General features: G+C 26.3%; 18 protein-coding genes. 13 read left to right on the plus strand and 5 right to left on the minus strand.

Annotated elements, in window-relative coordinates:
- The first annotated feature begins 79 nt into the window (after positions 1-79).
- Positions 80-673, plus strand: a complete 594-nt coding sequence (locus KYD98_RS13825) for an Rv1352/Rv1906c domain-containing protein (protein WP_219780634.1) — start codon at positions 80-82, stop codon at positions 671-673.
- Positions 674-1,472: 799 nt separating this feature from the next.
- On the opposite strand, the gene KYD98_RS13830 is transcribed toward KYD98_RS13825, so the two are convergent.
- Positions 1,473-1,784, minus strand: a complete 312-nt coding sequence (locus tag KYD98_RS13830; RefSeq protein WP_219780635.1) for a hypothetical protein — start codon at positions 1,782-1,784, stop codon at positions 1,473-1,475.
- A gap of 205 nt (positions 1,785-1,989) precedes the next feature.
- Positions 1,990-3,666 (minus strand): AAA family ATPase, encoded by a 1,677-nt coding sequence (locus KYD98_RS13835; protein WP_219780636.1) that lies wholly within the window; start codon positions 3,664-3,666, stop codon positions 1,990-1,992.
- A gap of 434 nt (positions 3,667-4,100) precedes the next feature.
- Between KYD98_RS13835 and KYD98_RS13840 the strand changes: the two genes are divergently transcribed.
- The 10 genes from KYD98_RS13840 to KYD98_RS13885 all read left to right on the plus strand — a co-directional run bounded on the left by KYD98_RS13840 (position 4,101) and on the right by KYD98_RS13885 (position 9,910).
- Positions 4,101-4,586, plus strand: coding sequence for an SF0329 family protein (locus KYD98_RS13840; protein WP_219780637.1), 486 nt, complete (start codon positions 4,101-4,103; stop codon positions 4,584-4,586).
- Positions 4,587-4,665: 79 nt separating this feature from the next.
- Positions 4,666-5,265, plus strand: a complete 600-nt coding sequence (locus KYD98_RS13845) for a type 1 glutamine amidotransferase family protein (protein ID WP_219780638.1) — start codon at positions 4,666-4,668, stop codon at positions 5,263-5,265.
- Positions 5,266-5,339: 74 nt separating this feature from the next.
- Positions 5,340-5,876 carry a GNAT family N-acetyltransferase gene (locus tag KYD98_RS13850; protein ID WP_219780639.1) on the plus strand — a complete coding sequence of 179 codons (537 nt, stop codon included), beginning with the start codon at positions 5,340-5,342 and terminating at the stop codon, positions 5,874-5,876.
- Between the two features lie 54 nt (positions 5,877-5,930).
- Positions 5,931-6,482 (plus strand): GNAT family N-acetyltransferase, encoded by a 552-nt coding sequence (locus KYD98_RS13855; RefSeq protein ID WP_219780640.1) that lies wholly within the window; start codon positions 5,931-5,933, stop codon positions 6,480-6,482.
- A gap of 45 nt (positions 6,483-6,527) precedes the next feature.
- Entirely contained in the window at positions 6,528-7,019 is a 492-nt protein-coding gene (locus tag KYD98_RS13860; protein WP_219780641.1) for an NUDIX hydrolase, read from the plus strand.
- Between the two features lie 82 nt (positions 7,020-7,101).
- Positions 7,102-7,332 carry a hypothetical protein gene (locus tag KYD98_RS13865; RefSeq protein ID WP_219780642.1) on the plus strand — a complete coding sequence of 77 codons (231 nt, stop codon included), beginning with the start codon at positions 7,102-7,104 and terminating at the stop codon, positions 7,330-7,332.
- 21 nt (positions 7,333-7,353) lie between these two features.
- Positions 7,354-7,632 (plus strand): hypothetical protein, encoded by a 279-nt coding sequence (locus KYD98_RS13870; protein ID WP_219780643.1) that lies wholly within the window; start codon positions 7,354-7,356, stop codon positions 7,630-7,632.
- 38 nt (positions 7,633-7,670) lie between these two features.
- On the plus strand, positions 7,671-8,093 hold the full coding sequence (locus KYD98_RS13875) for a P-loop NTPase family protein (protein ID WP_219780644.1): 423 nt from the start codon (positions 7,671-7,673) through the stop codon (positions 8,091-8,093).
- Positions 8,094-8,324: 231 nt separating this feature from the next.
- Positions 8,325-9,083, plus strand: coding sequence for a peptidase MA family metallohydrolase (locus tag KYD98_RS13880; RefSeq protein WP_219780645.1), 759 nt, complete (start codon positions 8,325-8,327; stop codon positions 9,081-9,083).
- Between the two features lie 197 nt (positions 9,084-9,280).
- A complete protein-coding gene (locus KYD98_RS13885) occupies positions 9,281-9,910 on the plus strand; it encodes an HD domain-containing protein (protein WP_219780646.1) in 630 nt (209 codons plus the stop codon).
- Positions 9,911-10,244: 334 nt separating this feature from the next.
- On the opposite strand, the gene KYD98_RS13890 is transcribed toward KYD98_RS13885, so the two are convergent.
- From KYD98_RS13890 to KYD98_RS13900, 3 genes are read right to left on the minus strand one after another with little or no spacing between them, the layout of a single operon-like run.
- Positions 10,245-11,075, minus strand: a complete 831-nt coding sequence (locus KYD98_RS13890; RefSeq protein WP_219780647.1) for a 4Fe-4S binding protein — start codon at positions 11,073-11,075, stop codon at positions 10,245-10,247.
- Positions 11,068-11,205, minus strand: a complete 138-nt coding sequence (locus tag KYD98_RS13895; protein WP_219780648.1) for a CD1871A family CXXC motif-containing protein — start codon at positions 11,203-11,205, stop codon at positions 11,068-11,070. The genes KYD98_RS13890 and KYD98_RS13895 overlap by 8 nt, the downstream gene beginning before the upstream one ends.
- Positions 11,206-11,241: 36 nt before the next feature.
- Complete coding sequence (locus KYD98_RS13900; RefSeq protein WP_219780649.1) at positions 11,242-12,333, minus strand: TlpA family protein disulfide reductase; 1,092 nt, start codon at positions 12,331-12,333, stop codon at positions 11,242-11,244.
- 393 nt (positions 12,334-12,726) lie between these two features.
- Between KYD98_RS13900 and KYD98_RS13905 the strand changes: the two genes are divergently transcribed.
- The gene (locus KYD98_RS13905) at positions 12,727-13,515 is read left to right on the plus strand and encodes a YdcF family protein (protein ID WP_219780753.1); all 789 of its coding nucleotides are present in this window, start codon (positions 12,727-12,729) and stop codon (positions 13,513-13,515) included.
- A gap of 253 nt (positions 13,516-13,768) precedes the next feature.
- The gene (locus KYD98_RS13910; RefSeq protein WP_219780650.1) at positions 13,769-14,323 is read left to right on the plus strand and encodes a hypothetical protein; all 555 of its coding nucleotides are present in this window, start codon (positions 13,769-13,771) and stop codon (positions 14,321-14,323) included.
- The last annotated feature ends 2 nt before the right edge of the window (positions 14,324-14,325 follow it).

Consider the following 14,325-nt stretch of genomic DNA (forward strand, 5'->3'; position numbering starts at 1 on the left):
CTTCTGTAAATTTTAAGCTCAAGCCCAAATCAAAGGTTTGAGTTTTTTCTGCCTAACTTCGTATAATTTGCTATGAAAAATGGGAAGTAACACTGCAACTACCAATAAAACAGATCCTAATCAAACAGAAAAAGTTGAACAAACAAAGGAAGAAAATAATACAGCTAAAAAAGATGAACCTAAACAAGAAGCTAAAAAAGATAATAAAATAAAATCAGGAACATATAAAGTTGGAACAGATATTCCAGCAGGAGAATATTTAGTTATATCAAAATCTATTGGATATATAGAATGTGCAAAAGATAGCAAAGGACAATTAGACAGTATAATATTTAATGAAAATTTAACATCTGGTAGTAATAGTTATGTTACTTTAAATGATGGGGAATATTTTAAAGTAACTGGTGGAGAAATGTATACGGTAGCAGAAGCACCATCTATAATACCTAAAGATGGTTTATATAAAGATGGAATGTATAAAGTAGGACAAGATATTCCAGCAGGAGAATATAAAATAAAGTTAACTGGAGGTATTGGATATACTGAGGTAAGTTCAAATAGTAGACATCAATTAAATAATATAATTTCAAATGAGAATGTACAAGCAGATACATATTTAACAGTTCAAGATGGACAATATTTAAAATTATCAGGTGTAGAAATTCAAAAATAAAAATATAAGATAAAAGAGTAGTAGGTAAAAATGAACTGCTCACTATCTATTTGATAGAGAGTGGTTCATTTTGATTGTTTTTAATTTATTTTAGAATATTAATTATTTTATTTAAATTAGATTGTTTTGGAATAATCTCATTGCATTCATATTTAAAAAGAGTAGTTTTATGTATAAAATTTGAAATAATTTTTCTTGAATGAGAATAGGAAATGTTAGTAATAAAAAGTAATAAAATAAGTTTAGAAGTTTAGAAGTTTAGAAGTTTAGAAGTTTAGAAGTTTAGAAGTTTAGAAGTTTAGAATTTAAGAATTTGCTTGTATAATGCGACTTAACAAGATTTTTGATTTACAAGTTTACTATTTTTATGTAATTTTAAAAATAAAAACCATATATTAGATTTAATAATTAAAAATAAAATTATTAAATATTTTTTTTATTATAGAAAAATGCTGAAATAACCTTTAAGACTATAAGAAACATTTTTAAATAGTACCTTATTTAAAGTAAAGTGTTATGATGTTTTGCATACTATGAGGAAATGATACTTAGAAATATATAAGTAAAGTTAAAGAAAAAGAGTTTTATGTTGTTATTATTATATAGGAATTTAAAATTTATAAATAGCTAAAGAAAGAGTTAAAATTTATAGCCTAAAGTAGAAATAAAATCGATACTTTAGGCTTTTTTAAATTATTTCAATTTTAAGTTTTAAGTAAAATTTATAAGAAGGTCTGAAGTTTTTATGTACAAAACTTTAAGGATTATATTTAATTTTTAAAGCACATTTACTAAAAAACTATGATCTACTTAGTGCTATTTGTCCTTCACCAGCTATTATAATAAGATCTCCATCTTTAATAAAACCTACATTTATAGGCTCATTAATACTATCAAATCTTTTGAAATATTTCTGATTACCATTTGAGTCAATTATTATAAAGGTTGTAGGAGGAACCTCAAGAAGTCTAGCAGTAGCACGAAAAGGTTGCTTTTCAGAAATATTATATACACCTTGTTTATAGGTATCTGATACAAAAGCTGCTTTTGGAGTTTGAATAAAAGCAAATGTTGATATTAAAAATATTATTATAAAAAGTTTAAATTTCATTAGATACACCTCACTATATTATATTTTGTGAGATTTTAATAAAAATATTCACTACGTAGCTCTATATGAAAATATACTAATGAAAAGTAGAAAATGTTTTTTCATCAAAGAACTAAAACATCTAAATTTAAAAATAGACTTTAATTAAACAATAATTGTTTTAAAAAGGTAAATATAAAGGTATAGCAATGAATAATAAACATTGCTATACCTCCATTTTAATTAAACAATCTTTTTGATAAAAGCTTATACCATATTTAACAATATTCTTATAACCTTCACTTCTAAGCTCTTCAGTATATTTTTTCTCTTTTATTTGCTTTAAAGCATCATCAGCTCTTTTTTCTAAATCATCTATATCTTTAGCTATTTTAAATTCAATAACTATTGCTATTCCTCTTTTTGAAACAGATTTTATATAGATATCGCTTCTTCCTGTTCCGCCTTCTCTATTGGATTTTACTATATAATCATGCATATTAGCTAAGACTCCAGCTACAAATCCATGATAGAAATTTTCATAGGCATCATTAAAACTTATTGTTTGTATAAGCATTTTATTAAGCTCTTCTTCAAAAATCTCTGGTTCTTTATTTAATAAGGCTTCATACATTTTAGATAAATCTTTTACTTTAACCTTATCATGAAACCATTTTAGAATTTTGTTCTTAAAAATATATTTAACTTCTTTATTAGGTATTTTTAAGCTTATATAATGATTGTCTTCTTCATCCATTCTTTCACCAACTTTTTTAAAGTACCCAGTAAAGAACATGAAATTCCAAAGATTTTCCATGCTATCATAAACTTCATCATAAGTTATATCTTCATGAACTCTTTTTTCTATAGTATTTCCTTCAATCAAAAGCTCAATTTCCTTTTTGGTTAAACTATCTGCTTTTTCAATTAAACTTTTAACAATACTATTTGAGCTTGTATTTGCCCAATAAGATGTAGGAAATGCGTTTATGTTTGGTAACAAATCATAAACATATTTTACTACACTCCATGGATTATAAACATTAGTTGAACCAAAAATATATCCATTATACCATTGTTTTATAACATCATATTTTTCTTCTAAGTTATAATCTTTAAGTATTTTTTTTACATCACCATCTGTAAATCCAAAATGTTCTGCATATCTATCATTTAATATTGAAATAATATTTAAATTGTTAAGTCCTGTAAAAATACTTTCCTTTGAAATACGTAAACAACCTGTTATTACTGCAAATTCTAAAGAAGAATTTGTTTTTAATGCAGATTCAAAAAGTGATCTTAAAAATGAGATCATTCTGTCGTAAAAGCCTTCAAAAAACGAATTTTCAAGTGGTACATCATATTCATCAATTAATATTATAGTCTTTTTATTATGATATTTTTCTAAACATTGACTAAGAAAAAATAATGAATCAATATAATCTCCTTCATCACCTTGTTCTCTTAGAATCTTTAAGAATCTTTCTTTATCATCTTTTAATTTTTCACTTTTTAATATATATTCATGCCTTTTATATTCTTCTGCTATTCTTCGTGTAATAGAAATATAAGCTAATTCAAAATTAGGTTGTTTTCCTGATTTTAAAGAAAGATTAATTACAGGGTATTGTCCCATATGAGAAGTATATTTTTCTCCTGCCTGCATTATATTTAATCCTTCAAAAAGATAAGAATTATCTTCTTCTCTTTTTTCAAAGAAATATTGAAGCATGCTCATATTTAATGTTTTTCCGAATCTTCTCGGTCTTGTAAATAAATTAACTGATGCTTTATTATCAATTAAATCTTTTATTAATAATGTCTTATCTATATAATAATAACCTCTAGTTATTAACATTTCAAAATTATCTACACCTATTGGTAGTGGCTTTAATTGCATCTTGTTCCTCCTTTTAAATATAGTTAATTAAATTTGTTTATATCTTATATTATATCCTAGAAGTTACTTTTCATAAACTACAATATAAATAGAAGCTTTATGTATAAATAAAATTTCTATTTTAACAAAAAATTTATAAGATATTATTTGAAAAATTAATATTATTATATTTTCAAAATATGTTATAATTAACCAATGAAAAAATGATAATTTATTGTTGAAATTAAATACTATTTTGATTACTAATATTTCTAACTTGACATTTCTATGTGATTTTGTCTAATCAAGAATGTGATGTTTGGACTATGAGAAAAGAGATTCAGTTGGAATTATACAAAAAATATTATATTAAGTAAGTCACATATTTTGAGTATAACTAAATAGTAATTTGTAGGGGGGATTGAATGGGTAAAATATTAGGGTCTTGGAGTAGGATGCGTAAATATCTTGAACAAGAAATGCTTGCTGAATGTTTGCATGGGCGAGTTCGATATAACTGTACTTCTTATGTTGGCATGGATGGGTGCCATATTTTTGAAATATATATTGATAACAAATTGGTAAAGCAATTTTCATGGGAAACAGTTAATACCTATTTTATTGAAAATGGTTATAAAACAAATTCTAATCCTTTTGGTACAGGAGAATATTGGGATGAATTTTGGTTACTTATAGATACTGTGCCTATACAATTTAGATTAGAATATACAGATAACGAATTCTGTGAAGCTCTTGAAAAATATAGAAATCAGATTATTCAATACAGCATAAATTCTGACAATCCTTTGGAAAGAATGTTTGCTGTGTTAGATAGGAGAATTGGTAAAAGAACCCTTGCTAATGTAAAAGAAGTGTTAGACAAGCAACCAGAATGGCTTCAATTTATTTATCGGTTAAGATTGGATTCAGAGAATATATAAATATTAATAAATTTCAAGTTGAGTTATACCAAATTTTTGTTGGTTATAACTAATAAAATTTTAAAAAAGAGGTTACATAATGAAAAAAACTGTATTATTTGTTATTTTAGATAAGTATTCTGATTGGGAAGCTGCTTATTTATCTTCACTAATTTTTGCATTGGGTCAAGAGAAATATTCTATAAAAACTGTTTCATTAACGAAAGACAGTATTAAATCATTAGGTGGGTTTACTGTTATTCCAGATTATGATATTAAATTTGCTCCAACTGATTTTGAAGGTTTAGTTCTAATTGGTGGAATGTCATGGAGAACTGAAAAGGCTCAGCAGGTTAAGCCTTTAGTAGAAAATGCGTTGAACAACAAAAAAGTTTTAGGTGGCATTTGTGATGCCACAGTTTTTCTAGGCAAAATGGGTATTCTAAACAATGTAAAACATACCAGTAATGATTTAAATGATTTAAAACAATGGGCTGGAGATGCTTATATGGGAGAAGAAAAGTATATGATGCAACAGGCAGTGAGAGATAACAATATTATTACAGCAAATGGCACAGCATCTTTAGAATTTGCTAAAGAAGTAATGATTGCATTAGAAGTTGCACCTGAAAAACGTATTCTTGAATGGTACAATTTTCATAAATATGGTTGTTATGAAGTAACTATACCACATATGTAGATTTTATTAGAGGGAGTAGCAACATAATAAATAAAAAAGTAGACAAATTCTAAATTTAATAAGGAGATACTAATATGTTCATAGAAACAAAAAGATTAATTATTCGTGATTTTAAACAAGAAGATGAAGAATGTTTAATGAAAATTATTTGGCAAAAAAATGTGATACGTTTTATGAAAGACTGGTCTGAAAATAGTACTGTTCCTGGAAGGCTATCAGGGTATATTAAGTGGCTTGAATCACAAAAGGAATCAAAAGATATTTATGAGAATAAACGATATGCTGTTGAATTAAAAGAAACAAATAAATTGATTGGCATGGTTGGAATGGGCTTAGAAGATACTATAAATGAAGTAGAAATGGCATATTTTATAGATGAATATTATAGTGGAAATGGTTATGCTACTGAGGCATTAAAAGCATTATTTGAATGGTGTATAAATGTATCAGATATTCCATATATGATTCTTACCATTGATTGTGCTAATGTCGCTTCATGCAAAGTAGCAGAGAAATCAGGATTTGAATTGTTTGAAAAAAGAACACCTATCAGCCATAAACAGCCTAATATGGAAAGTGATAGCTATTTTTACTATCGTAAGTACAGATAAATTTTAATTTAATGTATACTAGTTAAACTAGTAATTTGAAAGGTAGGTATAAACATGAACCATTGTGGAACACAAACTATAGAAACAGATAGATTGATTTTGAGAAAATTTATCCCAAAGGATTCTGATGCAATGTACAAAAATTGGGCTTCAGACGTAGAAGTTACAAAATATCTTACATGGCCAGCACATAAGAATGAAGAGATTAGTCTATCAGTTACAAATGAGTGGATTGATTCTTATAGTAGAAATGATTTTTATCAATGGGCAATTGTACTCAAAGAAGAAAGTAATAACCCAATAGGGACAATAGGTGTGAATTATATAGATGAAGATGTATCTATGGCTCATATTGGATATTGTATAGGGCATAAATGGTGGCATAGAGGAATCACTTCAGAAGCATTAAAAGCAGTCATAGATTTCTTATTTAAAAATGTAGATGTGAATCGTATTGAATCAAGGCATGACCCCAAAAATCCAAATTCAGGAGCAGTTATGAAAAAATGTGAAATGGTATATGAAGGAACACTAAGAAGCTCTGATCGAAATAATCAAGGAATATGCGATGCATGCTATTATTCAATATTGAAATCAGAATGGTAAATTTAATTTTCAATAATATAAATAGTAATTTAAACGGGAGTAGTTATGAAAAGAGATATTTTATTTAAAACAGATGATTTTATATTTTCATACCGTGTAGCTGGAGTTTTAATACATGACAATAAAATATTATTGCAAAAACCAGTGAATGATGATGGCTATTCATTGATTGGAGGTCATGTAAAAATAAAAGAGACAACAGAACAAACTTTAATAAGGGAATTCAAAGAAGAAATACATGAAGAAATAAATATTGTTAGTCTATTTGCAATAGGAGAAATATTTTTTCCATGGAATAAAAGACCCTGTCATCAAATTAGTTTATACTATAGAATTCAGTTAAGTGAATTAAATTCTATACCGTCTGATGGAATTTTCAGAGGATATGATGAAATAGGAAATGAAAGAATAGATATAGATTTTTGTTGGATTCCATTAGAAAAATTGAAAGAAATAAAGGTATATCCACAAGAACTAATTCCATATATCTTGGAAGATAAAAATGAAGTGATTCATTTTATAAGTAATGATTTATAGATTCTAATAATTAGAGTATATTTACAAATAGTAATTTGATAAGAAATAGTGTTTAAGATGAATATATATGAATTTGGATTAGATGCCTATTGTAATACCAGAACTGAAAACACAAATTCAATATTGGTATGGCACACTTGAAAAAAAGCAACGTAAATTAGATATAGATTATGTTAAAAAAGTTTTTACATTAATTGAGTTTGTGGAATTAGAAAATTTAGATCACAGTGAGTTTGCTATGATTTACCCTAAAGAATTCACAAAGAAGGGACAAGTTTTTTTAATAGTTAATTTCGTAAATTCAATTTGCTAAAAAGAGAGATGGTGAAAATTAGTGATGCATACATTAGATTTCTTAGCATATGTTTGGAAGTCAAATGATATAAAAGAAGAATTATTAAATAACCTTCAAAGTGAGAAAAAAGAAGTTATAGATATTGGAGTACATCGATTAAAGTTTGATTTTAAACAGCATACAGTTCAGATAAATTGTAATGATCCTGATTACATTTTTATGTGCAAAATGGTACCTTTAGAAATGCCATTACAAACATTAGAAAATTTGATTGAAAAGGAGTTTAATAATGAGAATAATAAATGGAATTTGATATAGAAAATAATAAACAAATTACAATTTGTGGAGGGGTTGTTATGTCTAAATTAATTATTATTAGAGAAAATTCAGGTAGTGGTAAAACTACAGTGGCAAAAACGTTACAACAAAAATTAGGACATAATATTATGCTTATTTCACAGGATGTTATTAGACGAGATATCTTATGTGTACATGATGGACTTGATACAAAAGCATTACCCCTTATTAAAGAGCTTATTTTATATGGAAAAAATAAGTGTGATATTGTCATATTAGAAGGTATTTTAAATTCTAGTTGGTATCAAACATTATTTGAACTTGCAAAGTCTAAATTTAAAGATAAAATATTTGCTTATTACTATGATATTCCTTTTGAAGAAACCATAGTACGTCATCAAACAAAATCAAATTGTAATGAGTTTGGAGAAAATGATATGAAACTATGGTGGAATGAGAAGGATTTTAATAAAACTCTTTAAATATAAAGATAAATTTTAATTTAATGTATCGAAATAATCAAGGAATATGCGATGTATGCTATTATTCAATATTGAAATCAGAAGTGTAAATTTGAAGGAAATATATGTATGAATATAAAAACTATTATAATTTTCCTCAAGTTATGCGTAACTCTTGAAAATACTAAATTTCTAACAATTTAATTAAGTAGCACGCAAATTATAATAACATCTTGGAAGGGGAAAACTAAAATGACAAAAAAAATAGAAGAAGATTATTCAGATAATGTAGAATTTAAAAATATGTATAAAGATAAAGAGTATAAATTAAATTTAAGAAAAGAAACTCAACATTTTATAATTCATTATACTGAATTTGACAAAAAGTGTATAGATAAAATTTCGGATATTATTGAAAATAGTTATAATAGAATTACCAATAATTTCAATAAACAACTTCAAGAAAAATTAATTATAGAGATTCATCCAGACCGCAATAAACTTCATATAGCTTTAGGATTTCCAAATGCACCTGATTGGGTAAGAGGAGGGCTTGGAATAGGTAAAATTGTAATAGCATCACCTTTAAATCCACCACCAGGTTCAGATTTTTATAATGTATTAAATACAGCGGTTCATGAATTCGTACATATTATAGTAAATAAAATAAATGAGAATACACCAAGATGGCTGAATGAAGGAATTGCATGTTATGAAGCAAAAGACAATAATGAAAATTGGATAATAAAAACTGTTGAAAATGGATTAGTAAATAATATTATACCTACATTTAAAGATTTAGATACAGGTGAGGATTTTGAAACGTTTTTCAAACGTAATGGGTATCAATATTCATATACTATAGTAGAATCAATAATTAAATTATTTGGATATGATAAATTGTGTAACTTAATAAAAGCACCAAATAGTTTTGTAGAGATTTTTGGAATAACCGAAAATGAACTTCAAGATAAATGGATTAATTATATAAAAGTGAACTACTTGCATTGATGAAATATAAACTCTCCAGCCTGAGTGTTTTTTCTCTTTACAATTAAATTTTGCTAAAAAACAGGATTTTCTAATCAATATAATATTATTTTAAGTGTAATACTAATAGTAATTTGTAGAGCAACTAAACAGATATTTAACCAACTAAGGGATAGTACAACAAGTCATAATTTATATTATAAATATAGGAGGATAATATGTTTCCAAATATAGAAACGGCTGAAAAGGAATTAGAAATAGCAGGACAATTAAATCAGGGACCATGGGTACAACATTCTATTAATGTAGGATTAGCAGCTCAAATAATTGCTAAAAAATGTACTAATCTTAGCGATGACAAAGCATATGTATTAGGAATTCTTCATGATATAGGTAGAAGATATGGCATAAGTGCAAGAAGACATGGTATTGACGGATATAAATTTATGATGGAAAAAGGTTGGGACGAAGTAGGTAGAATTTGTTTGACACATTCATTCCCAGTTCCTGACTTTGACAAAGAAATAGGCAAAAATGATATGAGTGACGAAGAAAGTGGATTTGTTAGAACGTATATTAATGACATAACTTATGATGACTACGATAAACTATTGATTGTTTGTGATGCACTTGCAGATGCTCAAGGTTTTTGTATGTTAGAAAAGCGATTTGTCAATACAACAAGACGCTATGGAACATTTCCATTTACTGTAGAACGTTGGAATGCAACATTTGAAATGAAAGAGTATTTTGAACAACAAATGAATTGTTCTATATACGATATTCTTCCAAATATAAAAGAGACTACGTTTATAGATGTACCATTATGGAAACCAGCAGTAAAATAGACTTTAATTATAAAAATCAATTTATTTAGCTTTTAATAATTATTAATTATTAAAATTTGAAATTTAGATCTTAAATGTTTATATAATGTAAAAAAGTATAGCAAAAATCTAACATCTTATAGTTATATTCTTACTATAATAAATATAAAAGTAAATAACTAGTCAAAGATGTGATAAATATTTAAAAACATACAATTACGTGAGTTATACTAATAGTTACGATGTTAGTATAACCCACGGAAGAAGTAGTTCATCCAATAAACTATCATACTGACTAGTTATTTATTTGAATATGAGTAATTAAAAGGGCTAATCAGTCACTTTTAGTACTGAATTAAAAACTGATTTCTTTTTTTATTGCTTTTTTAGGACATATTTTTATGCATTCTCCACATCTAATACATTCTGCACTATTAGGGTTTTTACAAACTTCTATATGCATCTTACATTTTTTTACACAAGCATTACAACTTGTACACTTATTTTTATCTATTGTCATTTTACAAAAACTTACCTTATTTAATACTCCATAAATTGCACCCAAAGGACATATGTATTTACAAAATGGTCTATATATAAAGATAGAAGATCCAATAACTCCTACTAAAATTAACATTTTCCATGCAAATAAAAATCCAATAGTTTCTCTTAAAGATTTATTTAATAATACTAATGGTATTCCTCCTTCTAAAGTACCAGCTGGACATATAAGTTCGCAGAAATATGGAGGACTAATTCCAAATTCATTTACTAAGAACATTGGTAATAATATTACAAAGACAATTAAAATAACATATTTAAAATACCTTGAGATATTATCTATTTTTTTATTAACTTTAATTTTAGGAAATGGTATTTTGTAAAGTAAATCCTGTAAGAATCCAAAAGGACATAACCACCCACAAATAAACCTACCAAATATAATTCCAATCAAAGAAATAAATCCTGCTACATATAACGATACATTATATTTTACACTTCCTATAACTGCCTGCATAGAACCAATAGGACAAGCTCCCATGGCTCCTGGACAAGAATAACAATTAAGTCCTGGTACACATACTTTTTTACTATATCCCTTATAAATATTTTTTTCAAAAAAACCATTTATATTTGCATTTGTGATAATAGTAGAAAGTATTTGGAATATTCTTCTTTTATCCAATTCCTATACACTCCAAACATATATTCACTGCTTTTGTAAAAACAATATTTACTTCTTTTCTATATATACCTCCAGCAATAAAGCCTATACTAGCAATTAAAATTCCATACTTACATAGTTTTTCTCTCATACTACTTGCTCCCTTACAATAATAATCCAACAATTTTTATTTTAAAATTGTATTTATAGCTTTCTTATACTCTTCTTTACTGTAACTCCCTACTAAAGATTTACCAACAATGTTTCCGTTACTGTCAATAAATATAGTTGTTGGTGTTCCTGATAAATCTTTTAATATACCATTCTTTAGGCTTTCATCAGGGACAATATTATCATATTTTACACCTTTTTTATCAAGAATTTTTTTTGCAAGTGCTTCATTTTCATCATTAGGAGTATCAGAAACAATACCTAAAACATTTATATTTTCTTTTTCTAAATCTTCATAAAGATTTTGAATATCTGGCATTTCTTCAATACAAGGCCCACAAAATGTTGCCCATATATTTACCATAGTAAGTTTAGAATTTTTAAATATGCTACTATCTATTTCTTTTCCATCAATAGTTTTTGCTTTAAATTCTACATTTTTATAATCAGATATTTTGTCTTTTGCTTCAACTGGTGTAGATAATTTTATATTTTTCTTAAATTCATTAATTCCATCACGGACTTCTTTAAATTCCTTTTTTTCTTCATCTGATAATCCATTTTCATCATATTCATCATTATATAATAGATAACATTCTAAATTATCTTTCTCTGCTACCTTTTCATGATTTTTATAGTTTTTAAATGTTTTTTCTTTTTCTTCTATTTCCTCTTTTTGTCCATCTTTTTCTTTATTTTTATCAAGCACCATAATTACAAAGAAATCTTTTGCTTTACTTTGATATGTTTCAACTACCTTTTTTTGTTCTTCTTCAGTTTTTTCCTTTTTTGAATCTTTCTCTAATTTTTTAATAAATTCAAATGGTACATACTCATATGGAATTTGTCCAACTATATAATTTTCTCCATATTTTCCTGGCGCTACACACGTTGGAGAGACACTACCTTTTTTTTCATTCCAAACTTTTGGCATATAATATTCTAGTCCAATTTCATCGAATTTTATTTTTTCACCTTTTTTAGTGTCATCTTTACTATCTGTTTGTTCAATTACATTTTTATCTTGCTTAGTTGTTAACTTTCCACATCCTACCATTGATATACAAACTGTTGCTATAAGAAGCATTGTTAAACCTTTCTTTTTCATGTTCATTCCTCCAAATAAAAAATTTCACTTTTAGTTAATACAATAATTAATCTCTAAGTTTACTTTTAAATATCTTTTCATTTTTAATCATATAATTAAATTTTTCCTGTTGTTTCCTTCAAATCCATTATATAAATCCAAATTTAAATCATGATAAACTAAAGCTTAAATAAACCTTAAAAAAGATTGTATCTCAGAAATTCTGCTATACAATCTTTTGCTAATTTAACTGAAATGTAATGTTTCTTCTATTCAAATAATCTACAAATTATTTCTTAATTTCATTTATCTTGTGAATATATGTAAAGGCTTATTGATATAATCAATATTATTATGTTTACAATATATGTTATAATTAACCAATATAAAAGTGATAATTTAAAGGGGGAGTATATGAAAGAAAAAATAGCAGAAAATATTAATATATTGGGTAAATTTTGTGGGAAAAGAGACATCTCAATGTTGGCATCAAGTGAATTAAAACTAAAATATGGTTTGGAACAAGTTGATGTTATGGTTCTTTTTGGTGGAAGTATTTTGACAGGTGGAGATATTTTAGCAGAAGCAATGAAAAATAGAATTGCAAAGAAATATGTCATTGTTGGTGGACAAGGACATACAACAGAAAGTTTGAGAATAAAAATGCATAGTGAATTTCCTGAAATTGAAACTAGTGGATTACCAGAAGCAAAGGTGTTTGCAGCATATTTGAAATACAAATATGATCTTGAACCAGATTTGTTGGAATGTAAATCCACAAATTGTGGCAACAATATAACATACTTATTAGATTTATTAAAAGAAAATAATGTATCTTTTAAAAGTATAATTCTTTCTCAGGATGCAACTATGCAAAATCGTATGGAGGCAGGACTTCGAAAATATATTTCTAAAGATAATATAATAATTAATTATGCGGTTTATGATGCAGAGGTGCTTGTACGAGATGATGAATTAGAGTTCAAGCAGGATATTTTGGGAATGTGGAACATTGAAAGATATATTACACTATTGATGGGGGAGATTCCAAGACTTTCAGATGATTCTGAAGGATATGGACCAAATGGTAAAAATTATATTCAACATGTAGAAATACCAATTGCGGTTAGGAATGCATTTATGGAATTAAAGCAGGAGTATGGCTCTTTTATTCGTGAAGCGAATCCAATTTACTCATCATAATAATAAATTTATAATTTAAAGTATAGCAATTAAAATAGCAATTTGAAGAGAACTTAAAAATTATAAGATAATTAGGAAAGCACATTATGTATTTGTTTGTTGTTTGTGGCCAGAGAATATTTTATATTAGATAGTTAATTCTATTATAGAAAATATAAGGATTTTACATAAGTTTAATAGTGTTTGATATGAATTCTAAAATTTTATGATTTAGATAAATGTCCTAATTTTTTAGTGAGAGTGAGGGAAAGAAATGAGCTTAGAAGAAACAGAAAAATCAGATAAGATTTCAATCAATGATGATGAAAATGATAAAATTGATTGGAACAAACATTATGAAGTAGTAGAGAAAATAGGTGTAAGAGGTTATTCACAAAAACATTTCGAAGAGTGTAAGTCTATATGGAAAACTATGGTCCCTAAATCAGGGCAAGCTAATACCCTTCAAGGTGAAATGCTTAGAATAGCAGTAAAATTAAGAAATGAAGCGATGAATAATGGAAATATAAATTGGGACGATAATTTTGAATGGTTCTGCTTGTTTTTAAAAGAAAAGTTAGTAGGTTGTGGTTTATTTGATGAAGAAAAGAATATGAAAATAAAAATGATTTTAGATTATATAAATGATAATGGAAATTATGCTCGTAAATATGCTAATGGGGAGATTACTAATGATCAAGTTGATATATTCAAATTAGCATATGCAGATGACGATATTTACAACTATTTAGAAGATAGTATTGCAGAATATTATTTAGTCAATAAGTCTCCTATATTATATGAAATTAAAGATTTTATTTATAGATAAAC

Origin of the sequence: Clostridium weizhouense, assembly GCF_019431045.1 — a bacterium.
Classification (GTDB): Bacteria; Bacillota; Clostridia; order Clostridiales; family Clostridiaceae; genus Clostridium; species Clostridium weizhouense.